The 25,692-nt window shown below is 54.3% G+C and carries 21 protein-coding genes; 5 read left to right on the top strand and 16 right to left on the bottom strand.

Annotation, left to right across the window (positions count from 1 at the left end):
* Positions 1-27: 27 nt before the first annotated feature.
* On the top strand, positions 28-1,758 hold the full coding sequence (locus tag CPA50_RS01770; RefSeq protein WP_096780769.1) for a thiamine pyrophosphate-binding protein: 1,731 nt from the start codon (positions 28-30) through the stop codon (positions 1,756-1,758).
* On the opposite strand, the gene CPA50_RS01765 is transcribed toward CPA50_RS01770, so the two are convergent.
* The 15 genes from CPA50_RS01765 to CPA50_RS01695 form a co-directional block, all read right to left on the bottom strand.
* Positions 1,755-2,309 (bottom strand): nitrous oxide reductase accessory protein NosL, encoded by a 555-nt coding sequence (locus tag CPA50_RS01765; RefSeq protein WP_096780768.1) that lies wholly within the window; start codon positions 2,307-2,309, stop codon positions 1,755-1,757. The two genes, CPA50_RS01770 and CPA50_RS01765, sit on opposite strands and share 4 nt — an antisense overlap.
* Positions 2,310-2,322: 13 nt before the next feature.
* On the bottom strand, positions 2,323-3,153 hold the full coding sequence (locus CPA50_RS01760; protein WP_096780767.1) for an ABC transporter permease: 831 nt from the start codon (positions 3,151-3,153) through the stop codon (positions 2,323-2,325).
* Complete coding sequence (locus CPA50_RS01755) at positions 3,150-4,082, bottom strand: ATP-binding cassette domain-containing protein (RefSeq protein WP_096780766.1); 933 nt, start codon at positions 4,080-4,082, stop codon at positions 3,150-3,152. The genes CPA50_RS01760 and CPA50_RS01755 overlap by 4 nt, the downstream gene beginning before the upstream one ends.
* Positions 4,082-5,347, bottom strand: coding sequence for a nitrous oxide reductase family maturation protein NosD (locus tag CPA50_RS01750; RefSeq protein ID WP_096780765.1), 1,266 nt, complete (start codon positions 5,345-5,347; stop codon positions 4,082-4,084). Before CPA50_RS01750 ends, CPA50_RS01755 begins: the two co-directional genes overlap by 1 nt.
* Positions 5,348-5,554: 207 nt before the next feature.
* On the bottom strand, positions 5,555-7,450 hold the full coding sequence (gene nosZ / locus CPA50_RS01745) for a TAT-dependent nitrous-oxide reductase (protein ID WP_096780764.1): 1,896 nt from the start codon (positions 7,448-7,450) through the stop codon (positions 5,555-5,557).
* 60 nt (positions 7,451-7,510) lie between these two features.
* Positions 7,511-9,616: a transcriptional regulator NosR gene (gene nosR, locus CPA50_RS01740; protein ID WP_096782287.1), complete on the bottom strand. Its 2,106-nt coding sequence runs from the start codon at positions 9,614-9,616 to the stop codon at positions 7,511-7,513.
* Positions 9,617-9,788: 172 nt separating this feature from the next.
* The gene (locus CPA50_RS01735; RefSeq protein WP_096782286.1) at positions 9,789-10,190 is read right to left on the bottom strand and encodes a ribonucleotide reductase subunit alpha; all 402 of its coding nucleotides are present in this window, start codon (positions 10,188-10,190) and stop codon (positions 9,789-9,791) included.
* 37 nt (positions 10,191-10,227) lie between these two features.
* Positions 10,228-10,614 (bottom strand): putative zinc-binding protein, encoded by a 387-nt coding sequence (locus tag CPA50_RS01730; RefSeq protein ID WP_096780763.1) that lies wholly within the window; start codon positions 10,612-10,614, stop codon positions 10,228-10,230.
* 60 nt (positions 10,615-10,674) lie between these two features.
* Entirely contained in the window at positions 10,675-11,424 is a 750-nt protein-coding gene (locus tag CPA50_RS01725; RefSeq protein ID WP_096780762.1) for a Crp/Fnr family transcriptional regulator, read from the bottom strand.
* 180 nt (positions 11,425-11,604) lie between these two features.
* Positions 11,605-12,411, bottom strand: coding sequence for a peptidylprolyl isomerase (locus CPA50_RS01720; protein ID WP_096780761.1), 807 nt, complete (start codon positions 12,409-12,411; stop codon positions 11,605-11,607).
* A gap of 62 nt (positions 12,412-12,473) precedes the next feature.
* Positions 12,474-13,151, bottom strand: coding sequence for a respiratory nitrate reductase subunit gamma (gene narI, locus CPA50_RS01715; protein WP_096782285.1), 678 nt, complete (start codon positions 13,149-13,151; stop codon positions 12,474-12,476).
* 23 nt (positions 13,152-13,174) lie between these two features.
* Positions 13,175-13,927 carry a nitrate reductase molybdenum cofactor assembly chaperone gene (narJ, locus tag CPA50_RS01710; protein WP_096780760.1) on the bottom strand — a complete coding sequence of 251 codons (753 nt, stop codon included), beginning with the start codon at positions 13,925-13,927 and terminating at the stop codon, positions 13,175-13,177.
* Positions 13,928-13,937: 10 nt separating this feature from the next.
* Positions 13,938-15,509, bottom strand: coding sequence for a nitrate reductase subunit beta (gene narH / locus CPA50_RS01705; protein ID WP_096780759.1), 1,572 nt, complete (start codon positions 15,507-15,509; stop codon positions 13,938-13,940).
* On the bottom strand, positions 15,506-19,249 hold the full coding sequence (locus CPA50_RS01700; protein WP_096780758.1) for a nitrate reductase subunit alpha: 3,744 nt from the start codon (positions 19,247-19,249) through the stop codon (positions 15,506-15,508). The genes narH and CPA50_RS01700 overlap by 4 nt, the downstream gene beginning before the upstream one ends.
* 106 nt (positions 19,250-19,355) lie before the next feature.
* Complete coding sequence (locus CPA50_RS01695) at positions 19,356-20,648, bottom strand: MFS transporter (RefSeq protein WP_096780757.1); 1,293 nt, start codon at positions 20,646-20,648, stop codon at positions 19,356-19,358.
* Between the two features lie 153 nt (positions 20,649-20,801).
* Between CPA50_RS01695 and CPA50_RS01690 the strand changes: the two genes are divergently transcribed.
* From CPA50_RS01690 to CPA50_RS01675, 4 genes are all read left to right on the top strand, one after another.
* Positions 20,802-22,661 (top strand): histidine kinase, encoded by a 1,860-nt coding sequence (locus tag CPA50_RS01690; RefSeq protein ID WP_096780756.1) that lies wholly within the window; start codon positions 20,802-20,804, stop codon positions 22,659-22,661.
* 62 nt (positions 22,662-22,723) lie between these two features.
* Positions 22,724-23,395, top strand: a complete 672-nt coding sequence (narL, locus tag CPA50_RS01685; RefSeq protein ID WP_096780755.1) for a two-component system response regulator NarL — start codon at positions 22,724-22,726, stop codon at positions 23,393-23,395.
* A 70-nt stretch (positions 23,396-23,465) separates the two neighbouring features.
* Positions 23,466-23,960, top strand: coding sequence for a ubiquinone anaerobic biosynthesis accessory factor UbiT (gene ubiT, locus CPA50_RS01680; protein ID WP_096780754.1), 495 nt, complete (start codon positions 23,466-23,468; stop codon positions 23,958-23,960).
* Between the two features lie 82 nt (positions 23,961-24,042).
* Positions 24,043-24,741: an MOSC domain-containing protein gene (locus tag CPA50_RS01675; protein WP_096780753.1), complete on the top strand. Its 699-nt coding sequence runs from the start codon at positions 24,043-24,045 to the stop codon at positions 24,739-24,741.
* A 50-nt stretch (positions 24,742-24,791) separates the two neighbouring features.
* Here CPA50_RS01675 and CPA50_RS01670 read toward each other — a convergent pair whose 3' ends face one another.
* A complete protein-coding gene (locus CPA50_RS01670) occupies positions 24,792-25,685 on the bottom strand; it encodes a U32 family peptidase (protein ID WP_096780752.1) in 894 nt (297 codons plus the stop codon).
* Positions 25,686-25,692: the final 7 nt, after the last annotated feature.

Below are 25,692 nucleotides of genomic sequence, written 5' to 3'. Positions count from 1 at the left end.
CACAATAATAAATATCAGGGCATATCCATGAAGAAATCCGGCGCCACCCTTGTTCGCCATGCACTGGAACAGCTCGGCATCCGCCGTACTTTTGGCATTCCGGGCGTACACACCACCGAAATTTATGACGAGCTGAACCGCTCTGAAAGCATCGAGCCAACACTTGTCACCCATGAAGGTGGTGGCGCGTTCATGGCAGATGCCGTAAGCCGCACCGGTGCTGAATTGGGCACTATGCTTATTGTTCCCGCCGCAGGTGTTACGCATGCGGCCAGTGGCATCGGAGAGGCCGGCATTGATGGCATTCCCATGCTGATTATTTCTGGCGGAATCCATTCTGAGTCGGGGCACCGTTACCAGCTCCATGAGATGGATCAGCACAGCCTGCTCAAGCCGATCACCAAGAAAACCTGGCGCATTACCAGCCACCGCCAGATCATACCTACGCTCTACGAAGCCTATGACACAGCCACGGGGGGCGAGCCTGGCCCGGTCTTTATCGAAATCCCATTCAATATCAGTAATTTTCTGGGTGACGTAGATGACATGCCCCTTTACCAGGCTCCACCGGCGCCGAAGCAACCGGAACAGGCACTGGTTGATGCTGCCGCACAGGCTCTCGCAGATGCCCGGCAGCCGGGCATTTTTGCTGGCTGGGGCTCTGTCGACGCGCAAGCAGACCTGATCGAACTGGCCGAACTGCTGGACGCACCGGTTGCAACCACACTTCAGGGACTCAGCGCTTTCCCGGGAAACCACCCGTTGCACACGGGAATGGGCATGGGTAACTATGCAGTGCCGGCGGCAACCAATGCCTTTGCCAAAGTGGACTGCCTGCTGGCCATCGGCACCCGATTCTCCGAAATTCCCACTGGCAGCTATGGCATCAACCCTCCTGAAAGCCTGATTCATCTGGACATCAACCCTGAGGTTTTCAATGCCAACTACCCCGCCAGCCACACGATTGAGGGCGATGCCAGAGTTACCCTGCCCGCGCTCCTGAAAGCGGTAAAAGCAATAAAATCTGCTCCTGCCAATACCGGTATCCGGGAACAGATTGCCAGAGACAAAGCCGCTTACAAGAAAGAATGGCGGGATCACGACAGCGGCGATCGCGTAAACCCGGAACTGTTTTTCAGCCACCTGCGCGAACAACTGAAGGACGATGCAATCATCGTCGCAGATGATGGCAACCATACCTTCCTGGTAGCCGAGCTGATGCCCATCCTGGGGCCAAGGAATTACATGTCGCCCAGCGACTTCAATGCCATGGGCTACTGCGTTCCAGGTGCCATCGGCGCCAAACTGGCGAACCCGGAGCGGCAGGTTGTTGGTATTGTAGGTGACGGCGCATTGCTGATGACAGGTATGGAACTGGTAACAGCCGCACGCCTTCAAACGGGAGTCATGATATTCGTATTCAACGATGGGGAACTTTCACAGATCGCCCAGGCGCAACAGATTCCTTACAATCAGAAAACCTGCACAGTACTCGGCACAGTGGACTATGAAGCTTTTGCCAGGGCCTGTGGCGTTGAGTTTGTATCAATGGCGGGAAATCAGGACATTTCTGAAAGTATGGCAACCGCCCTGCAAAAATCAGCCGCAGGGCGTCCGGTTCTGGTGGACGTGCGCATCGATTATTCCAAATCGACACGATTTACCAAGGGCGTAGTCAAAACAAACCTTGGCCGGATGGAAACCCGGGACAAGGTGAGGATTGTAGGCCGCGCCCTTTGGAGAAAAGTGCGGCCTTAGTGGTGCATACTCCCATGCATACTTCCATGCATATTACCCATGGGCATCTCAGCGTTCAGGTGCTCCAGGGTAATAGCTTCGTACCTCACCACTTCACCACCGTGCTTCATCATGAAACCCTGGGCAGCCGCTTCCGTTGAGAAAGATGCGAGAGTCGGACCCATAGCGCCTTTACGTTCAGAGCCAACCACATAGAAGGCGTCGCGGGCGTCAATCAGAGCTGTATCTGCCGGGCTATCCCATTCAGTCTGGCTCATATCATGCACATACAGAGTATGGTTGCGATTTACGTTCTCAGGCTGCAGTACCCAGGAGAACATGTCACGGGTGGAGCAGAACTTGTGAACGGCCTGTTCCTTTTCGGTAATCACTTCGCCTTTGGGTCCGGGAAAACGGGTTATCGCCATCCCGCACACGTGGCACTCATCGCCGGATTCAATATGCACAGGTGCAGGCTTTTCGGCGACCGCTTCTGTCTCTCCGGAACACCCTGACAGGAATGCCGTAAACATCAGCATAGCGGGCAAAAATACTGAACGAACAGGTTTCATGAAAATCTCCAGATCAGATACGACGGTTACGGAACAGAGCCCATGCGCCGGTTAAGGGAATAACAAACCAAAGAACCAGTGCCAGCCAGAGCCCGGCGGGGCCGACAGGCAAATCAGAGCCCAGGCTGAGAACACCACTGAGCTGCGCGCCATCACTGAAAGCAACAATGTTGAGCAAACGATATATATCCGTAGGGTTCAGCAACAAAAGCCAGGGCAGTAAATCGGGATTGAATTCGCCCTGACTTGCAACCAGAACACCAAGCAACAGCAGATCAAAAACCAGAACAAAGAAGAACCAGATCGCAAGCGCCAGTCCTGCAGCAACGGGTTTCTCACCCACCCGCACACTGACCACATATGCCAATGCAATGAAGCCCCAACCAAGCAGTGTGGTTGACGCAATAAAGCGCAACATGGCAATAGCGAGCGCGCCAACCGCAATGTCGTCTACCAGCAAGGCGATAGCTATACCGGCCACACCAAAGCCAGCCAGTGTGGCCAGTGCAAGAGTTAACCCATGACCAAGAAACTTGCCGAACAGCAGTTGCCCACGACTCAGAGGATAGGTCATCAACAGAAGGAGTGTGCCGCCCTCTTCTTCCCCTACGATGGCATCGTAGGCCAGCAGCAGTGCAATAAGCGGGATAAGAAAAATACCCAGGCTGGCCAGGCTGGCTATCGTTGCCGGCGTGGATGCGTAACCCACCTGCCCGGATGCCGCTGCTCCAAACCAGGCAATGCCCAGCGCAAGTATTGCGAACACCAGTGCGATCGCAATCAGCCAGCGGTTTCGAAAACTATCGCTGAGTTCCTTGCGGGCGATGGTCCAGATGCTGTTCATTGGGCACCTCCACGGTGGGCGAGTCCGCCCGAGCCAATAAAGTGCACATAGACATCCTCCAGCGTGGGCTGATAGATGCCCATGTCACGCACCTCGCCGGATGCCATCAGAGCTTTGACCAGCGCCATTTTTGCGGATGGCTGGACATCCACATGCAACCGGCCGTTGTCATGGTGCACCATCAGACCCGCAGAAGCCTGTGCATTGTTTACAGCGACTTCCAGCGCTTCCACGCTGTTTTCGGGTTCAAGAGAAAGGGTTACCGGCATGTTTGCCTGCCGGCGCAGAGCGCCAAGGTCGCCAACAGCTTTCAGACTGCCATTGGTGAGAATCGCGGCTCTGTCGATATAAGGTTCCACCCCGGGAAGTACATGGGAACAGAGCACGATACCTGTACCCTCATCACGCAACTTGCGTAGCAACCTGTATAGATCAGCTGTCGCTACCGGATCCAGCCCGACAGTGGGCTCGTCCAGCATCAGCAGCCGGGGTTTTCCGAGCAATGCCTGGGCAAGGCCAAGCCGCTGGCGCATGCCTTTGGAGTAGGTTTTAACCCGGGTATCCATGGCATCGTCCAGCCCCACCTGTCCCAGAAGCTTCGGAACCTGGCGCAGGTCCGCGCCTTTGAGCCGGGCAAAATGAGTGAGAATTTCCCGGCCGGTAAGCTGCGGATAGAACATCACATTCTCTGGCAGGTAACCTATGTGCTGGCTGACTCCGGAGTCACCCGCCTCGCCATGCAGCACAGACACCCGGCCCCCGGTCGGCCTCATAAGCCCCAGAATCAGTTTGATACTGGTGGTTTTGCCCGCTCCGTTGTGACCAAACAGCCCGAGAATCTCTCCGGGCTCAAGACGCAGATCAACGCCATTCAATACCAGTGCCTTATCGTACCGGTAGCTTACATTCTCAAGATGAAAGCAGCTCATCAGGACTCCGGTTTTAACATTGTAGGGGGGCTCATCAGCGGGTGTGAATCGGTCACACCCGCGGCCTTAACAACAGGAAACGCCTCCTGAACCCAGCGCAACGTATCCACCGCCGGGCTGAACATCAGAATTTTTGCTTCAGGGTAGGTCCACAACAAACGATCAACATTATCGTTAGGCTCATAAGGCACATCACCAACCCCATCCTGGTTACGGTCCCAGCCCAGGTAATCGCTCCAGTAATTGCCCACACCGTCCTTCGACCACTCCTGTGTCCGCAGGGCTACATACTTGACCTGGCGCTGATTGTTGATAAACGCATTACGAACCACCTCATTATCTTCCGAGCCTGCGGTGAGATGAATGCCCACACCGCTGTCCCGGAACACATTGTTTTCAAAGGTATTGTACAAAGAGTTATAAATGAAAACGGCCTTACCCTCTGCCCCGGAAACGGACACCCCGGCAGTCTGGCCTTGCGATACACCTGAAACCACATTCCCCCGCAGCACCGACTGGGTAATAAAGTTCATCAGAATGCCGTAGTTCTCATCATTCTCGGAGCGGTTATTAATTACCGTAAGACGCTTACTCTGCATCAACGCATAACCCGTCCGGGTTCCCTGGGTCACATTGCCTTCCAGGAGATTATCCATGGAGTACATGTAGTGAATCCCGTAGCGCAGATCCGCCATGGTGTTATTGCGAATCCTGTTCCCGTTCGCCGTCTCTATATAAATCGCATCCCGCGTCTGACGAATATCATTCCCTTCAATCAACGCTCCGGTGGTATTGAACAGATGGATTCCATTACCCCGATCGTTCGGACGAACCGTCGCATCACCACGAATAGTATTGTTCTTCACCGTCACACCCGGCGTCGCATCCAGCCAGATACCAAACGCAGTACCCTGAAGATCGCTGTTCTCCACCGTCGCGCCACGGGCCTCCCGCTGAACGAAAACGCCAGCATTCAACGTGTTCAGATCCGTACCCCAGTTCCGGATACGACAGCCAGACAAGGTCACACCCTCCGCCTGAATCTCAACAGCATTGCCCTTGCCGCCTCCGTCAATCAAGGTTTCCGGAGCACAGGCAACAGTCACCCCCGGCACCCTGATAGCCAGCGACGAAAGGTTTCCGGGAGGAAGCTCGAAGGTAACTCCGGGTTCCAGATCATCCAGCTGCTGCTGTACATCGGCCCGGGCGCTCAGCGATAGAAAGGCGACTGTCAGGGCCACCCCTAAACGCAAAATCTGGTGCATCACATGAGTTCTCGAAGAAAGCTACTGCCAAAATCGGGCAATACACAGGAAGAGTCTCTACCAAAACTGTGCGGAGCCATGGATGGCGGAGCCAAGCGTACAAGGACGTATTCACAGCGTGTTTTGGTAGAGACTCATCCTGTGTATTGCTTCTCAAAAGTAAGCAAAACCGGAGCCCAACAAAGGGCCCCGGTAATACCTACTGAATCAGACCTTCTCCACCAGCATCCGGCCAGTCATCTCCATGTGCAGAGCGTGACAGAACCAGTTGCAGTAGTACCAGTGAACACCAGGCTTATCCGCAACAAACGTCACCGAAGAAGTCTGCTGAGGACTGATTTCCATACTCACACCGTGGTTTACCATAGAGAAACCATGGGTCACGTCCTCAATGGTGTCCTGGTTGGTAACATACACAGTCACCTCATCACCCTGCTTCACCTTGAACTCAGTAAGGCCATACATGGGCGCAACCGACGTCATGTAAACGCGGACTTTGTTACCGTCACGGATTACCTTGTTGTCGAATTCCAGAGTAATACCATCCTTCTCTGCCTGTGCACGGGCACTTGCGAAGTATGGATCATCGCGGGTATAGACCTTCTTGGTCTTGATCTGATCACGACGGACCATAATGCAGTCGTGTGGCTCGGCAAAGGTAGGACCATCATGAACCAGCTTCATCTCATCGCCGGAAATATCGATCAGCTGATCGTTCTCCGGATGCAGAGGACCTACTGGCAGGAAACGGTCTTTCGAGAACTTGGACAACACAACCAGCCACTTGCCATCAGCATCCCGGGATTCCGTCAGTGATGCATGGTTATGGCCCGGCTGGTAGTGCACATCCAGCTTCTGGCGCAGATAGTTAACTTTCTCGCCGTTGTAATGCCTGATGGCATCAGCGATATTCCACTTGGCCACCTGGCTATCGATAAACAGTGTGGTGTATGCGTTGCCACGGCCATCATAGGTCGTATGCAGAGGCCCAAGACCCAGTTCAGGTTCAGCAACAACCACATCACGAAGTTCGATTTTGTCGTCAAACACATCGTCCAGCTTATCGATCGCAATAACCGTACACGTGGGCGACAGCTTACCGGCAGCAATAAAATACTTGCCATCCGGAGAGGTGTTCACACCGTGCGGGTTCTTCGGCACAGGAATATAGCGAGTCAGCTTTGAGCCGGAGCGTCCATCCACCACTGGCACTTTGGAATCACCCAGAGTCCTGAAGTCACCGTTTTTCACAGCGGCTTCTATGCGCTCCACGTTGAACACCACAACCCAGTCGCGATCGTTACGCATGGTACCGGCGAGATCCGAAGCCTTCTCAGAGTTGTAGCAGGTAGAAGCCGCATACTTGCCCGTGTAATCAGCATCTGTGTTATCCAGGTTGCCGTCTACAATCACCTGCCAGGCGACTTCCATGGTTTCCGCATCCAGTGCGTTAAACATGGTGTAGCTGTTCTCCATGGAAAAGTCGCTGCCGTCATTCGGGTGAGGAATTACATATTCGGCATTACAGAACACATACTTGGTGTGTGGCACTTTCTGCAGGCGCAGACCATGAATGGCCTGTACGTTCGGAATGTGAGTGATCTTGTCGCACTTCATGATATCCAGGCGGATACGCGCAACACGAGTATTGGCTTTGTCGTTAATGAACAGATATTTACCGTCATAACGACCATCGGTCATGGAAACGTGCGGATGGTGACAGTCGCCGTTCAGGAACTTGTTGTCGTGGCCAAGAACATCTTTACTTTCGTTGGTTATCCCCCAGCCTGTTGCTGGGTCAACGTTAAACACAGGAATACGCATCAGCTCACGCATGGACGGTACGCCAAGAACACGCACCTCGCCCTGGTGACCGCCACTCCAGAAACCGTAGTACTCGTCCAGTTCACCCGGGCCAACGTGGATCTTGTTCTGGGCTTCTTTGGCGGCAGCTGCAAAGGCTTCACGGGTCATGACTGTACCACCAAGGCCAGCGGCACCAACAGCTCCAGCCAGCGCAGTGGCGCCAAGGAAGCGGCGACGGCTCAGGCCGCTTTCGCCATTTTCGGGCACGTCCTTTTCGCACTCATCTGTCTTTTTCATAGCATCCAACTCCGTTATTGGTAATGGCGTTTTATTTTTCATTTTTTTGATTTTGTACTGCTAGGTTATCTGAACCACCGGAATCTCCTCCGGATGGCCCGGTGCGTTATGACCACGACGCTTGCCCCGGCGCTTGACGATCAACGGAGGACATTTATGGTCATCGAAATAGGTCATCTGGCAATCAAGACAGTAATGGCATTCCTGATAGTTGATGGTGCCGTCAGGATGAATGGCCTGCACTTCGCATTCTTTGTCGCACAGCCTGCAAGGGTTACCACACTCCTTGCGGCGCTTTAACCAGTCAAAAACACGCAGTTTTGTAGGTAACGCAAGCGCAGCCCCCAGCGGGCACATATAGCGGCAAAACACTTTACGGGTGAAAAGATTCACAAACAGCAGCAGGGCTGCGTAAGTTACAAATGGCCAGCTACGGTCAAAGTGAAGGGTTATCGCGGTTTTGAATGGTTCAATTTCCGCCATCTTTTCTGCAGTTGCCAGGGAGTCCAGCGACACGCCGAAAAGCACCAGCAGGACAATGTATTTCACAGCCCACAGGCGCTCATGGATGGCCCAGGGCACCGTGTACTGAGGCACTTTGAACTTGCGCGCGATCTCGTTGATCAATTCCTGCAGGGCGCCAAAGGGGCAGAGCCAGCCGCAATAAACAGCCCGTCCCCATAGCAGCACGATGCCCGCCACGGCGGCCCAGAGTACAAACACAATCGGATCAATCAGGAAGGTTTCCCAGGTGAAACCGCTCACCAGGCTGTGCACAAAAGCCAGAACGTTAACAATGGATAGCTGACCCAGCGCAAACCAGCCGATAAAGAACAGCGTATAGGTCAGAAATGCGTGGCGGATCCAGCGTGTAATTCCGGGTTTCTTTACCAGCCAGTCCTGGAAGAACAGAATCAGCAGGAGCACCAGAATACCCACGCCCAGAACGATCACCTGAAACTGGCGCTGGTACCACACCTGCACCCACAGAGGCTGTTCTTCAAGCCATTCTTCTTCGGTAAGTACCGTCTCGGCCCGGGTGTAATACTGATCCGGGAGCTGATACTCCAGAGGAAATACCTGAAACTCACTGTCCAGAGGACCGGTCTGGCGTTTCACGGTCAGCTCAAGAGTCCAGGGTGCACCCGGATCAAAGTTGTGCTGCTGCCGGATAATAAAAATGGCCATTTCCCTGAACTCGGGCATGCCCTGGGCGTAGACATCGCTGAGCCGGTAAAAATCCAGATCGCGGAAGTTGAAAGTATCTCCGTACTGACGGATCTGAACCCGGTCGAAAATACCACCACGCACGTAACCAGAGCCTTTAAATGAGTACTCGCCGTTGGCCATAACAGCAATGGCCTGCTCCCCTTCCAGCAACTCGGAAGCAAGCCACTCGTACTGTTTCTCACCAAGAAGGTTACGGCCAATAGAGGGTGCATCAAGGTAAGCCGCATAGAGGTCAATGAGCGCCTCATCACGCTCATCGGGCGCAGCGGTTTCTATCCCCTCAGCATCAGTGCCCTTGAATGAATCATCAACCTGGCCTTTGGTGAGCAGCAGGCGGCGAATTGAGCCATCGCCCGTCAGATCTTCCCAGGTGCGCGGCTGAAAGCCATCTTCAATAACTTCTGCGTTGGGCGGGCGTTTGGTGCCACTGCCTTCGACCAGGCCCAGCTCAACCCCTACGCGGTGAGCTGTGCGCATAATCACTTCGTTAACCACCATCACGGTCACTGTTGCTCCCGAGAGACCGTCGACAGCCACCTTTCGCTCAGAAGACGTTCCGCCCACTGTGACTCGCTGATCGGCCTTCAGGCCTGCGTACTGGTCGGTAAAGTCGTGAAGTTTGCTTTCAGGAATACCCACCAGAAGTATGGGCTCATGATGCTGAATGACTTTGGCAAAGCGGATGGTGCCTTCCGTATCAAGAACCACCACTGCGTTCAGAGGTTTTCCGGAATAGGCCGGGGTCTGTACGAAATCCAGAGACTGATAGGCGTAGCCTTTGAGTTCATCACCAGCATACAGTTCCTGAATAGCCCGGTTACCTTCCAGGGACTCAAGGCGAGTAACGTCTGGAAAGGCTTTCTGGATAACCTGACGCCCGGCGACCGGCTCATACTGACTCACTGGTTGGGCCTGAACCGAAGGGGCAACGGACATGAGGAAAGCAAAAAAACAAAACAAAGTGCGGGAAAAAACGTTCAAAGCCAGCCCTCTACAGCAGCAACGAATCACCTGAATGAGAACCGCACAGTCTAGGCAGTTTATAAATAAATCAAATACCTCTATATGGATATACCTTCCTGCCGGAAAGCCAGAGAGGTGAATGGCGTCAGCCCAGGCTTACTGCGTTTCCGCTCTTGTCCAGAGGAAGATAATTACTGATATGCCCCAGACGGATTGATTCCACCATCATGGTCATCGGTTGCCGGGCTTCATCCGAAGATGGAGGCGTGCCCTCACGGCCTGACATTGCGGCAACAAACACAACGTCCCATGCCTGCCCAGTGCTTCGGGATTCTTCTGCCAGCAAGGAAAACTCAGGGACTTCCTGCGGGGTTTTATCCACACAGATAACAGGAGTAAGTGCACCGCCCTCACCGCTCTCAAACGCAGCTGTTTCTTCTGCAGAGGCGTCGTCCGGCAATTCTGCCCGACAAAAAACAAATAGCAGACGCTGGGGCTCATGCTCGATTTCGGCAGCTTTAATCAGATCGCTGTAATGGCTGATCATGAATGCAATATCCTCAGAAATAGCTGACAAGCGCTGGTTACGCCTGGCGGGCAATCAGTAATTGGGCGTCTCTGCGCCGGAGAACCTCTTCGCAGACTTCTTCTATGGCTTCGTCACCATAACTCTGGCCGTAATGCTTCCTGAAGCCGAACTCGTACAGACGCACATGCTCATCTGCCTCTACTCCGATATTTTCGAGGCATGTCCGGGCACAGTGCAGAGGGCAGCCATCAATCACGGTAATAGAGCGTCCCGAACGTGCAGTATTCACCAGAGAAGGCACCTTACCGCCAACACCGGAAATGCAGGACATCTCAAACTCACCGGCGTGATCCAGCTTTACCGCCGTATTGTTTGCAAGCTGCGCCACGTCGGAACAGCCGGAACAGGAATAGATCAGGGGTCGCTGTTTTCTTGCTTTCATACATCCTCCTTTTGCAGAGTCTGGAGGCCCGATTGCCGATTGAACGAGCTGCCAGCTGGATTACTGGCTGATTTCGATCAATCGCTTGGGGTCAGAGATGAACAACTTGCTCCGGTTAACGCGGATCAGCCCATTGGACTTGAGATCTGCCAGAATCCGGGAGAAGGTTTCCGGTTGCATAGCCAGCCTGGATGCAACCAGACACTTAGGCAAAGGCAACTCGACTTCACCGCCTTCTGCCGCGCCATTGGGCAGCAGATCAATCAGATAGCGAATCAGGCGATCGCGGGCATTCTGAACGGTCATGATCTCAAGATCATGAAACCGGGACACAGCGCGCATGGCATAGTGCCGGAGCGCTGCATGAGCGTATTCAGGGTTACTGTCCAGCAGTTCCTGGTAGGCCCTGACCGGGATCATCAGAACCTCGCTGGATTTCAGAGCTTCCGCATAGCAGGCATAGCGGGCCGGATCGGCATAAATCATGACTTCAGCAAAACAGTCACCGGGAGCGATACTGTCGAGCGTCCGGTCAACGCCGGATGAATCCAGCCGGTATAGCCGCAAGCGGCCGGATATAACAAAGAAGAAGTGATGCGCGGGCATATCCTGCCGGTAAAGCAGCTGATGATGCCCCAGGCGAAGGCGACGCGACTGCAAGATAAGGTTTTGCAGATCCACCGCACTGAGAGCATTAAACAGGGCATGATTGCGCAATGGCTCCAGTCCGCTTTCATCTTCCGTCAGTGTGTTGACCGCTACCAGAACCGGCTTGGTGTAGCGGGTTTCTGCAGATTGCATAGCCACCATTGTCATATCCCTTTTTAATCATGTATCCGAAATCATGCTTTAAATGATAGGGGATCAACCCTGAAAAATCCCTCCCTCCATGGGGGTATAATCATGGTTAATCCCGGGGATTTGACTTAACGCAATAGTTAGCACTGCCAACTACTTTCGCAGTGCCGCCCATGCGCTAACGTAAATGCATCACTGCATCAACGGTGAATCCGGGAGTTCAAGATCTATCCCCTTGACGCCTGCCTCCGCAGCCAGAACCTGCAGATACTGCCGGAATGCCCGCCGGGTTACGCTCTCGCTCAGGTATTGGCGGATTTTCGGCTTCACATGCTCATAAGGCAGCTGTTCACCATCGATCCGCTGATCCACGCGAACAAGGTGCCAGCCATACCGGCTTTCAATCAGTTCCGGATTAAGGCCTTCCTGGAGCCTGAGAACCGGCCGTTCAAACTCTTCAACCGTCTGTCCCTTGCTGATCTGGCCAAGGCTGCCGCCCTGATGGCGGGATTCACACGCAGAGTATTGCCTGGCAAGCGGAGCAAACTGGGCACGACCTTCAAGCAGGGAGGACAACAGCTGCTGGCCGACCTCCTCCTGGCGCATACGCTCCTGCACATCATCCGGCGCGGCAGCCAGCAGAATATGACTGACGGCCATCAGCGTCGGGCTGCGGAAACGACCCGGGTTTGCAGCATGAAAGCGCTCGCAATCCTCCTCACTGGGCTCAGGCACATCAAGTTCCAGCTCTAGCACCCGGGCAATAGCGGATTCCTCATCCAGCTCTTCCGGCAGTTTCAGTACTCTGGCCTGCTGCAACAGAAGCTCACGGATAACAAGGCTTTTGGCGGCATCGTGCCAGGCTTCAACGACTTCTTCAGCCGGGTGGTGTTGCATTTCCCGGGCGATATCCTCTTCAGATATCAGGGTTTCACCCACATAAACCGGTGGAAACTGGTTTCTGGGTTTTTCGGCTACACCGGTGGGGATCAGTTGCATGACAAGTCTCCGTAAATGTCTTCATTGCCCCCTACCCTTTGTGGAAGGGGGCAGTATTTCTGTTACGCCCTCTTACGCACTACCTGATACTTCCGTCCGAAGTATTCCAGGGGCACACTCAGCATGTGCACCAGGCGAGTAAACGGGAAGAGCACAAAGATGGTCAGGCCAAGGAACATATGGAGCTTGTAGATCCAGTGAACACCGACCATGTACTCAGCCGCTCCACCCTGAAAGGTGAGGATACTTTGTGCCCAGCTTGCCAATCGCATCATGGTGCCGCCATCCAGGTGGCCCAGCGTTGGCAGAATCGTCAGCAGACCCAGTGCCACCTGTACCACCAGAACAATGATTATCATGTTATCGGCAAAGGTGCTGCTGGCCTGTACCCTTGGATCTGTCAGCCTGCGATAGGCCAGCATGACGCCGCCCACCAGACACATCACCCCGGCAATGCCGCCCACGACAATCGCCATCACCTGTTTGGTGCCCGCGCTCATGAAGGGTGCGTACATAAAGTGCGGCGTCAGAAGGCCCACCAGATGGCCAAAGAAAATCACCAGAATGCCCACATGAAACAGCACACTGGCCATTACCATGTTTTTCTTGCTCAGTATCTGGCTGGACTGCGCCCGCCAGGTAAACTGCCCATGGTCGTATCTTGCCCAGGTGCCAACAAACAGCACCACCAGAGCGATGTACGGATAAATCCCGAAAATCAGTGTATTAAGATAAGACATCATCTTGGTCTCCTCCTGCGCCCTCAGGCGTCTCTCGCGGCGGCACGCGCCTGAGCGGGCGTTACATCCGTCATCAGATGATCACTGAGGTGGATGGTCTGGGTCTGTTCCAGCTCGCGACGGCGCTGGCCAACAACGCCGCCGGTACTGCACGAGCTGCCCTGATCGTCCACGAACTTCACCATTTCTTCTTCCCAGACCTTGTCCAGAGCTTCAGGCGTGTCATCGCGCTCTTCCGAGGCCACGATCTGCGCCAGTTCCCTGCGGTCTGTAGTGCGGCCAGACAGCTCCAGCAGTGAGTCCATCGCCACGTGATAAAAGCTCTCACGCTGGTACAACCGCTCACCCAGAAGGCCAAGAATGTGATGGATATCTTCCAGCCAGTTCTGGATTTCTTCCCAGGGGCGGGTCGACAGATATTCCAGAAACAGCGGCAGATAATCCGGCAGTTCTCTGGCGTCGATTTCCAGCCCGTTGGCGCGGTACTGTTCCATCAGGTCCACCATGGCCTGGCCGCGATCCCGGGATTCACCGTGCACGTGTTCAAATAACAGCAATGAAGTTGCGCGGCCTTTGTCGAAAGTGCCTGTATAGGCCTCTTCAAGATCCAGCAGATCACTGCCACACAAACGGTCGATACACTGGAGCAGTTGCTCCTTGTTTTTCCGTGGCAGCCGGCTGTCCTCCAGAACAGCAGCAACCATGGAGTCTTTGGAGGCCTGAAGTTCAACAGACGGATACTCCAGAATTCTTGCCAGTACTTTTAATAGCTTCATCTTGGCCTCCTTATTCCTGCAGCTGTTTCGGATCGATCTGCTTAACGGTAGTCAGCTTCTGCACCATGGTGGACGTATTTTTACGACCGCCAAACATGCTGAATTCGCTGTCTCCACCACTGCAGCCGTTGCCGAAACTGAATCCACAACCGCCGCGTTCACCAAGTGCATCAGGAAAGGCTTCCTTCGCCAGTTCACGATGGCTTGTAGGGATAACAAAGCGGTCTTCGTAGTTGGCAATGGCCAGATAGCGGTACATTTCATCAGCCTGGGCCTTGGTAAGGCCGGCTTCTTCCAGTGCCCGCAGATCTTCAACGCCGTCAACGGTTTCTGCACGCTTGTACAGACGCATCGCCATAATGCGTTTGAGCGCACGAACGATGGGTTTTTCATCCCCTGCGGTAAGCAGGTTGGCCAGATACTTCACAGGAATACGCAGGCTTTCGATCTTCGGCAAAACACCGTCGAACTCAACCTTGCCCGCTTCTGCCGCAGACTGGATAGGACTCAGAGGAGGTACGTACCAGACCATTGGCAAAGTGCGGTATTCCGGGTGCAGAGGCAGGGCCAGTTTCCAGTCCACCGCCATCTTGTAGACCGGGCTGCGCTGAGCGGCCTGGATCACGTTCATGGGCACGCCGTCTTTCGTGGCCTGCTCGATTACTTTCGGATCGTTCGGGTCGAGGAAGATCTCCAGCTGTTTCTCGTAAAGTTCGTGCTCGCCCGGAGTGCTGGCGACTTCTTCAATGCGGTCAGCGTCGTATAGCAACACACCCAGATAGCGAATCCGGCCAACACAGGTTTCTGAACAGACCGTCGGCATACCGGCTTCGATGCGCGGGTAGCAGAAAATACACTTCTCGGACTTGCCGGTTTTCCAGTTGAAGTAGATCTTCTTGTAGGGGCAGCCGGATACACACATCCGCCAGCCACGACACTTGTCCTGGTCGATCAGTACGATGCCGTCTTCTTCGCGTTTATAGATGGCGCCACTAGGGCAGCTTGCTACACATGCAGGGTTCAGGCAGTGCTCGCACAGGCGGGGCAGATACATCATGAACGTACTTTCAAACTGGCCGTAGATATCAGCCTGAATCTGATCGAAGTTCTTGTCCTTCCGGCGCTTGGCAAACTCGGTGCCCAGAATTTCTTCCCAGTTTGGACCCCATTCGATTTTCTGCATACGCTTGCCCGAGATCAGCGAGCGTGGCCGTGCAACCGGCTGATGCTTGCTGTCGCCTGCGGTATGCAGATGCTGGTAATCAAAATCGAACGGCTCGTAGTAGTCGTCAATTTCAGGCAGGTCCGGGTTAGCGAAAATGTTCGCCAGAACCCGGAAGCGGCCACCGATGCGGGGGCGGATTTTGCCGTTTGCTTCCCGCATCCAGCCGCCTTTCCACTTGTCCTGGTTTTCCCACTCTTTCGGGTAGCCAATACCGGGTTTGGTTTCGACGTTATTGAACCAGGCGTACTCCATGCCTTCCCGGCTGGTCCATACATTTTTGCAGGTCACTGAACAGGTATGGCAACCAATGCACTTGTCCAGGTTCAGCACCATGCCTACTTGGGAACGGATCTTCATTTTACAGCCTCCTGAACAGTGTCGTTGCCTTCGCCATCAAGCCAGTCAACGTTCTTCATTTTGCGCACCACAACAAATTCGTCGCGGTTGGAACCTACGGTGCCGTAGTAATTGAAGCCGTAGGAGAACTGCGCATAACCACCAATCATATGAGTGGGCTTGGGGCATACTCTGGTAACCGAGTTATGAATACCTCCACGGCTGCCGGTTACTTCCGAGCCGGGGATGTTCACAATCCGTTCCTGGGCGTGGTACATCATCATCATGCCAGGCATAACCCGCTGGCTGACCACTGCACGCGCGGCCAGAGCACCGTTGGCGTTGAAGACTTCGACCCAGTCGTTGTCTTCCACACCCACATCGCGGGCATCGTCTTCACTCAGCCATACAATGGGGCCGCCGCGAGACAGGGTCAGCATCAGCAGGTTGTCGCTGTAGGTGCTGTGGATACCCCACTTCTGGTGCGGTGTCAGGAAGTTCAGCGCTTTTTCCGGGTTACCGTTAGGCTTGGCATTCAGCAGTGGCGCAGCCGCCTTGGTGTTAATGGGCGGGCGATACACCAGCAGGCTTTCGCCAAAGGCTCGCATCCACTCATGATCAAGATAGAACTGCTGCCGGCCGGTCAGTGTGCGCCAGGGAATCAGCTCGTGTACGTTGGTGTAGCCGGCGTTATAGGACACATGTTCATCTTCCAGGCCGGACCATGTCGGGCTGGAGATGATCTTGCGCGGCTGCGCTACTATGTCGCGGAAACGTATTTTTTCGTCTTCCTTGTTCAGCGCCAGGTGGGAGTGATCCAGCCCGGTGAACTCAGACAGTGCAGCCCATGCCTTAACGGCAACCTGGCCGTTGGTTTCAGGTGCCAGAGTCAGTATTACTTCAGCCGCATCAATAGCGCTTTCAATCTTCGGCCGGCCCGCGTTAGCACCTTCAAGATGGGTATAGTTCAGGTTCTTCAGGAAGCTCACTTCCTTCTCGGTATTCCAGTTAATACCCTTGCCACCATTGCCCAGCGTATCCAGCAGAGGTCCCAGTGAGGTAAAGCGAGCGTAGGTGTTCGGGTAATCCCGCTCTACGGTAATAAAGCTTGGCGCAGTTTTACCGGGAATAAGGTCACACTCTCCACGCTTCCAGTCTTTCACATCAAACGGCTGGCCCAGTTCGGCGGGCGCATCGTGCATCAGTGGCTGGGTGACCACGTCTTTCTCTACACCCAGGTGTCCTTCCGCCGCCTTGGAGAAGGACTTGGCAATACCTTTGTAGATATCCCAGTCACTGCGGGCTTCCCACGCAGGATCGGTGGCAGCCGTCAGCGGATGAATGAACGGGTGCATGTCTGAAGTGTTCAGATCGTTCTTCTCATACCAGGTTGCGGTCGGCAGAACTATGTCTGAATACAGGCAGGTGGTAGACATCCGGAAGTCCAGGGTAACCAGCAGGTCGAGCTTGCCTTCCGGCGCCTCATCATGCCATTTCACTTCCTGAGGCTTGAGACCTCCGTCGTGACCCAGGTCTTTCCCCTGTACACCACTGGTGGTGCCCAGCAGATACTTCAGCATGTATTCATGGCCCTTACCGGAAGAGCCCAGAAGGTTGGAACGCCAGATAAACATATTGCGTGGATGATTCTCCGGAGCTTCCGGATCTTCAGCTGCAAACGCCAGTGAACCGTCCTTCATGGACTGGGTCACGTAGGCGGGCACATCCATTCCAGCTTTTTCGGCTTCGGCAGCAATCCCCAGTGGGTTGCGGTTCAGCTGCGGAGCCGATGGTAACCAGCCCATACGCTCTGCGCGCACGTTATAGTCGATCAGGCTGCCACCGAATTTGGATTTATCTGCCAGCGGGGACAGAATTTCATCTACACCGAGTTTCTCGTATCGCCACTGGCCAGAGTGCGCGTAGAAGAATGATGAACCGTTCATCTGGCGCGGCGGGCGCTGCCAGTCCAGACCGAATGCCAGCGGCTGCCAGCCGGTCTGAGGGCGAAGTTTTTCCTGGCCGACGTAGTGGGCCCAGCCACCGCCGCTCTGGCCGATGCAGCCACACATGACCAGCATGTTGATCAGCGCCCGGTAATTCATGTCCATGTGATACCAGTGGTTCATACCGGCACCGACAATGATCATGGAGCGGCCCTTGGTTTTGTGGGCATTCTCACCAAACTCACGGGCAATACGAATAACCTTTTCAGCGGGAACGCCGGTGATTTTTTCCTGCCAGGCCGGGGTGTAAGGTTTTACCTGATCGTAAGCAGTAGCTCCGTCATCCTCACCCAGACCACGGCTGATACCGTAGTTGGCCACCATAAGGTCGTACACGGTTACCACAAGCGTTTCGCCACCGTCAGCCAGCTCTACTTTGCGGCTGCCCAGTTTATGGGTAAGGGTGTCACTGACTTCAACCGATTTGAAGTGGTCATGCTTGATGCCACCGAAGTACGGGAAGGCAACATCGACAACTTCATCATGTTTTTCCACCATCGACAGCTGCAGATTTACATCTTCAGTTTTCGCAGTCTGCTTCAGGTTCCACTTGCCCTTCTCACCCCAGCGATAACCGATAGAACCGTTAGGTGCTGTCAGCTGGTTAGTGGTTTCATCAATGGCAATGGTTTTCCATTCGGGATTATTTTCTTCACCCAGGCCGCCCACGAGATCACTGGCACGCAGGAACCTGCCGGGTACGTAACGGCCGTCTTCCATTTTGTCCAGCTTCACCAGGTACGGCATATCGGTGTAACGGCGTACGTAGTCGGTGAAGTACTCACTGGGGTTGTCGATGTGAAATTCTTTCAGAATGACATGCCCCATGGCCATGCCGAGAGCAGCATCAGTGCCCTGCTTGGGGTTCAGCCACTCGTCTGAAAGCTTGGAGACTTCGGCATAATCCGGCGTAATAGCAACAGTTTTGGTGCCTTTGTAGCGAACTTCGGTGAAGAAGTGGGCGTCCGGAGTACGGGTCTGGGGTACGTTGGAACCCCAGGCAATGATGTAGCCTGAGTTGTACCAGTCTGCAGATTCAGGAACATCAGTCTGCTCACCCCAGGTTTGCGGAGAGGCTGGCGGCAAATCGCAGTACCAGTCGTAGAAGCTCAGGCATACGCCGCCAATCAGCGACAGATAACGGCTACCGGCTGCGTAAGACACCATGGACATGGCAGGAATCGGCGAGAAGCCAAAGATGCGATCCGGCCCGTGTTTTTTTGCGGTGTATACGTTCGCCGCACCGATCAGTTCGTTGACTTCATTCCAGTCGGAACGCACAAAGCCGCCCATACCACGGCGGGGTTTGTACTCGGCGGTTTTCTTCGGGTCCTCCACAATGGAGGCCCAGGCTTCAACGGGGTCGTTGAACTGCATGCGGGCAGCGCGCCAAAGCTTCATCAGGTGCTTACGCATCAGCGGGTACTTCAGGCGGTTAGCGCTGTACATGTACCAGGAGTAACTGGCACCGCGCGGGCAGCCCCGGGGTTCGTGGTTGGGAAGATCCGGACGGGTACGGGGATAGTCTGTCTGCTGGGTTTCCCAGGTGACCAGGCCGTTCTTGACGTAGATTTTCCAGCTGCAGGAGCCGGTACAGTTTACGCCATGGGTGGAGCGCACAATCTTGTCATGCTGCCAGCGCTGGCGATAGCTGTCTTCCCAGTCACGATTTACATCATGGGTTTCGCCGTGGCCGTTTGCGAAGGATTCGCGCTTTTTGCTGAAGTAACTCAGCTTGTCGATCAAATGACTCATGGTCTCACTCTCCATCTACCCGTCTACCGGATCGTTTTCCGATTTAAGACCATTGTGTGGGAGAACAACCCTGAAATCTGCATGGTTACTACCACAAAACCACGGCCTACCACCGAGGTGGTAGGCTGCTTATATCAAGGGGATAGAGGAGGTTCTGGCGCTCGTTACGGCGACAAAAGAAAGAGAATGTGACCTGACAGATACAAAGCAGCAAAAACAGGATCATGAACACAGCACTGCGGACACCCAGCCAGTGATTTACAGCCCCGAAAACAATAGGCAAAAGGAAAGCCACAGTGCAGGCACTCACCAGCAACAACCCGGCAACAAACGCGGCATGCTCGCGACTTTCAAGAATGACCATTCTCTGCAAGCTGCCCATGGCGCATCCAAGAGCCAGTCCGAGTGCAACAATGAACACACTTTCAGCAGACACTGGCAAAGCAAATTCGACGGTAATGGTTGCCTCCACGCCACTTATAAACAGAGTCATGGGTGGATAGGACAAAACCACCAGTGCCACCAGACCTGTAAGGAGTGACCGGTTGACAACCTTCTGGCTACCAAAGCGGTCAGACAGACCACCACCAGCGATCTGCGCCAGCGCACCAGGGATAACGAACCACTGCGCCAGTCTGGCACCGGTCTCCACCTGCAGTTGAAACTGCGAGGAAAAATAGTCCGGAAGCCAGAGCGCAAGGGAAAAAAAACTTCCTGCAACAACTCCGAAGTAGGCGCCCAACTGCCAGATTCCCCGATGCCTGAAGCTCTCGGGCAATATGGTTATGGAGGTCCAGGAGTCCGGATCAGCCGTTGTATCTTCCGGGACGGTGAGCAGCAAAAGAAGTGCGATAACAAGCAGCAGAACAATCAGGTAGGCAAGCGGAACGCCATGCCAGGAGAAGGCTTCATGAAACAGGGGGACCAGATAATAGGTGAACCCCGCTCCGGTAACACCTGCGCCAAATATGCCAAGAACAAGCCCGAGGTGTTTACGCTCGCAGTTGCTGGTTACAAACTGCAAACCGGCACTGTAAAACCCGCCGGCCAACCCCAAACCTCCCGCAGCCAGAAGGTAGCCAGAAAAAGTATCCGTTACCAGCAGAACCACCATGCAGGCCGCAAGCCCGGCAAGACAGATAAGCATGATGCGGCGGGCACCGAATTTTCTGGCTGCGAGCCCCGCAGGCACTGCCAGCAAGGCGCTGACAGCCATGGGCATGGCAAGCAGCAACCCGAACTGCAGGTTACTCAGGCTTAACTCAGCCCGAAGGTGTATTCCTATAACAGCAAACAGTGTCCAACAGCCCGCCGCGATAACAAACCCGGTTACTGCAAGCGGCAGAATCACAGCAAGCGATGCCAGCCGCTCATCCTCCATATCCGCATCTGATCCCATCTGGTGACGCCTTTTGAACAATCCTAAAGCTGCATTTCAGTTTCAGCTTTTGCCCTGACGCAGGTCAAAGACTATGATGGGAGAACAACCTTTGGGGTAATTGACTATCCTCAAGGAGGTATCAAAGCCTCGCGACTGCAAAGACGAGATTCAATGAAATCCAGAAGCCCTCTTGTTAACCGGATTGCTATCGTTGTATGCGCCGTTGTACTGACGTCTATTGTCAGCATGACCACAACGCTTGCAGTTTCAAAAAGCATTGAAGGTAACGCAACAGCTATCAATCTGGCGGGAGCTCTGCGCATGGGCGCGTTCAGGTTGCTGTCTCATGTTGCCAGCCCGGGAGTGAGTAATAACGGCGGGAACAACATCAGGAACCTCGCCTCCCAGTATGAGCTCAGTCTTAAAGACAACAACATTACCCGGGCGATCCCCCTCACTGAAGACCACCCGCTCGCGACACAGTACCGGTATATCACAGCCTACTGGCAACAGACCCTGCGTCCGGCTCTGCAAAACCACGCGCAGGGAGAACCTATCAGTCTGGACATGCTTGCAGCGACTGAACACTATGCAGGCTCTGTAAACCAGCTCGTCAGTATGCTTGAACAGCGAACCGAAGCACGGATTGACCTGCTGCACCTTATTCAGATAATCAGCATGGTGTTTTCAATTCTGATCATCATTGCCCTGTTTGTTGATCTGAGAGACCGGGTACTCAAACCTCTGCGCAAACTGGTGAATATTGCAACTGCGGTGGGAGAACAGGACTTCAGCCGCAAAGCAAACCTCAAGGGAAGCGATGAACTGGCTCAGCTTGGCAGTGCGTTTGACCAGATGAGCAGTGAACTGGCGCTGACCTACTATGAGCTTGAGGAACGCGTTCGCAATAAAACCGAAGAGCTGGAAAAAAGCCATTCAGCGCTCCAGCTGCTTCATGCTGCCAGCCGCAACCTGTTCGCCAATCACGATCTGTGCAGTGGCGCGGTTCCCATGCTGCAAGAGCTTGAACAACTGCTGGGCATAGGCCCGATTCGACTTTATCTTCACGACAAGGAATCCACTGAACCTGTCCAGGTGGTTACAACGTCTTCCACAGAGCGCCCCTTCTATTGCCGCGACCACCATTGCCACGCATGCCTGGTGACTCCGGAAGTTTACGATGAGCTGCCAACAGAAGAACACGATGGGCGCAGGCTGCTACTTCCTATCCGCACTCCGGGCAATCTGCTGGGTACTCTGGAGGTATGGTACCCCGCAGACAAAGGTCTTTCGGATACTGCCCGCCGCCTTCTGGAAACCCTGAGCGACCAGTTAGCCACAGCCATCTTCCTTGAACGGCAGATTACCGAGGAACAACAACTCACTCTGGCCGAAGAGCGCACAGTAATCGCCCGGGAACTACATGATTCGCTGGCTCAGTCGTTGTCCTACCTGAAAATGCAGGTAGCACGCCTGCGCAGGCTGAACATAGACGGTGAACAGAAAAACGCCCACGAAGCCATACTGGATGAGCTGAGCACAGGCCTTAACAGCGCCTACCGACAGCTACGAGAGTTGCTCGCCACATTCCGCCTGAAACTGGACACGCCGGACCTGGTCACGGCTCTGCGCAAAACGATTGAGGAATTTTCCGGGCGGCTGGGCAAACCCGTAAAGCTGGAATTCAACCTGCCGCCCCAGACGCTATCACCCAACGAGGAAATTCACACGCTGCAGATTGTGCGTGAAGGCCTTGCGAATGCGGTCAAGCATGCCGACGCCACAGAAATTTTTGTGGAAGTGGTGTTTGAATCGCCCCAAGTGAAAGTGAAAATACGGGATAATGGCAAAGGTCTGCCTGAAGGTGGTCAGCCGTTGAATCACTACGGCCTGATTATCATACAGGATCGCGCCCGGACACTGGGCGGACAGGTTGCAGTACAAAATCATGATCAAGGCGGTGTTGAAGTCGGCCTGACGTTCGTACCCAAGAGCCGACACCTGATTCCGACCGAAACCTCGGGCACCTGATTATAAAAGCAAGCGACACACCTGCTACGCAGTTACGCAATCGAGAGAGGATGCAAAGCACTATGTCTGACACACCATCTGATACACCTGCAAGCATATTGCTGATCGACGATCACCCACTGCTGCGCCAAGGCATAAAGCAACTCGTCGAGATGGAAAATGACATGGTGGTGGCTGGCGAAGCCAGCAATGCCACAGACGGGATTCGTCTGGCAACTGAGATTGAGCCCGACCTCATCCTGATGGATCTCAACATGCCGGAAGTCAGCGGGATTGATGCACTGAAAAAGCTGCGGGAACTGAACATAAGCTCCCGTATCGTAATATTTACGGTTTCTGACCAGGAAGACGACGTCGTCGCCGCCCTGCGGGCCGGCGCTGATGGCTACCTTCTGAAAGACATGGAGCCGGAAGACATGATCGCCCAATTGCACCAGGCAGCAGTGGGCAAAATGGTTATCAGTGACAGGCTGACTACATTACTGGCAGAGGCTCTGCGCTCCAACAAACCACAGCAGACATCACGACCGGACTTCGACAGCCTGACACCAAGGGAAAAAGACATTCTGCGACTGATTGCCGAAGGTCTCTCCAACAAGATGATCGGCCGCAAGCTGGATATCAGTGACGGGACAGTGAAAGTACACGTGAAGCACCTGCTGAAAAAACTCAGTCTGCGCTCGCGGGTCGAGGTTGCGGTCTGGGCTGTGGAGGAAGGCCTGCACAAGGGCTGAGCTATATCAAATCAAGTAAAGCAGGTTTTGGTTACTCTGGGCAGACTGAATTCACTGCCCGGAGTTGATTATGGCCCTGCCTGCCGCCCTGCTACAGCACACCACCCCGCTGGCCAGCGATTTTCTGGCGTTGCTTTCCGAATATCTGCCGTCACCCTCGCCTTTGCTGAGCCTTATCGACCGTTCCATCCCTGTGCCGGTAAAACAACTCATAGCGGAAGAACCGCTCAACCGGATCTTTGCACCCGCGATTGCCGACGGTGAGTTTGACGAATTTGAAGGACGCCGTATCCGCCTGGAGGTAAACGGTGGCCAGCCTGGTATCACTTTGGGTTTCTGGGCAAACCGGCTGCGTCTCCTTGACGGGGAAGCGGAAGCGACTATCCGGGGCTCACTGGCCGCTTTCAAAACTCTGGCTGAACGCAAGCAGGACCCTGACCAGTTGTTTTTCCAGCGCAAGCTGGTGATAGAAGGCGATACCGAACTAGGCCTGGCACTGAAAAACCTTCTGGATTCTCTTGAGTGGTCCATTTCGCTGCGAGGGCTTATACCCCCAAAAAAGTAAACCCTTTTGTGGGCAGAGAGAAGGTACAGTAATCCAGCGCTATAGCTGTTGCTGAAAAACTCTGACCGGTTGGAGCATGTGAATGGATCACCCCATAACTTTAATGCAGTTACGTACTGGTCGCTTGCGAAACCTTGGGAGCGAACGGGTTCAAACAGGTATATTCAAAACCTGCATCACATCTTCATACCTCAGTGAATCCGGCCTTGAACACGACTGTCACGGAGACAAACGACACCACGGCGGCCTGGAAAAGGCTCTTCACCAATACGCCAGTGAGCACTACGCTCTGCTCCGGCCGCAACTCCCGGAACCAGCCGCCAGCCATTGTACACCGGGCGCGTTCGGGGAAAATCTCGTTACCCATGGCATGTCAGAAGGCAGCGTCTGCGTAGGCGATGTCTATCAGTTTGGCGATGCGCTGGTGCAGATTTCCCAACCGCGGCAACCCTGCTGGCGACTGAATCTGCGCTTTGGAATCCCGGATATGTCCCGGCGATTACAAAACACTCTGCGGACAGGCTGGTACTATCGTGTATTGCAACCCGGCCTGGTCAGAAGAGAAGACACGCTGAGACTAAAGGAACGCCCCCAAGAAGACTGGCCCCTGAGCCGGATACTGTCTGTACTTTATGAAAATACAATGGACCAGCAGGCGCTCACCACCATGGCAGGACTCACGGAGCTATCCCCCAATCTTCGCCAACTCGCAACAAAGCGCCTGGAAACCGGGGGCATTGAAGACTGGGAAAAGCGGTTGTACGGCCCGATAGCTGGCTAAACGAAAGCACCCTTGACGGGTACCTCCATCTACTGTTTATTCGCATTACTTCAGATATGAAGCTGGTCCATCCCCGGATTTCCAAACCAATAACCGTTGCAAGGCGGCGCCTCTACCAACTGTAGCGGATCAGTTGCCGGAGCTTCACCACGACGGGTCTGGTCAAAACGGCGAACCACTTCATCCATACCCTTGTGTTCCGGGCTAAGGCGTACGGTGGACACTCCCATTTGCGCCATATCCGGCATTTGTCGCATCAGATCATAACGAGCGCCAGAGAGTGTGGATGTACCGTTCAGCCGGAACAGTTCCCGGGACTCCCGGGAGCGCAGCGCCAGGCCTTCGGGATGCTGCAGACAACGGAATTCGCAGTTATCTTTCGGAAGGTTGTAGTGCCGGGCCGTAAAACACCGGGACGACCAGGCCAGGGGCAGAAACCCCCAGGCAAACACCTCCGCAGGTAAATCCAGCCCCTCCGCTTCCAGCTCACCAATCAGTTGCCGGAGCGTTTCACGGCCCAGCTCTACCGGCAGGCTCCAGCCTTTCAACCCTTGTTTTGCAAGCAGCTTCAAGGTTGCGCTGTTGTATATATTCATGGAAGGGCCAGTCACAAACGGCAGATTGTTCTGAGTGGCCAGTTGCAAAGCACTCTGATCATTGGCCTCTATCAGGTACTCCTGCTGGCTGCATATTCTGCGCAGCGACCGCAAATCCGCCTCAGACTCAATCAATGTCTGTGTTGAGAGCACTACTTGCTTGCCGGAATCTTTCAGCACACCAGCAATTTCCAGCCAGTCCGCCAGCTTCAGCTCGCGCCGCCGGGAACATACGGTTTCTCCCAGATACACCGTATCAACCGGCCATTCAGCTGCCTTGGCGTAAAATTCAAATACGGCTTGTTTGGACCAGAACCAGAGAATCGGACCCAGAGAAAGCTTCATCATGGTTGTT

It is taken from the genome of Marinobacter sp. ANT_B65 (assembly GCF_002407605.1).
In the GTDB taxonomy this organism is placed as follows: domain Bacteria; phylum Pseudomonadota; class Gammaproteobacteria; order Pseudomonadales; family Oleiphilaceae; genus Marinobacter.
This window is presented reverse-complemented; position numbering and strand designations above follow the sequence as displayed.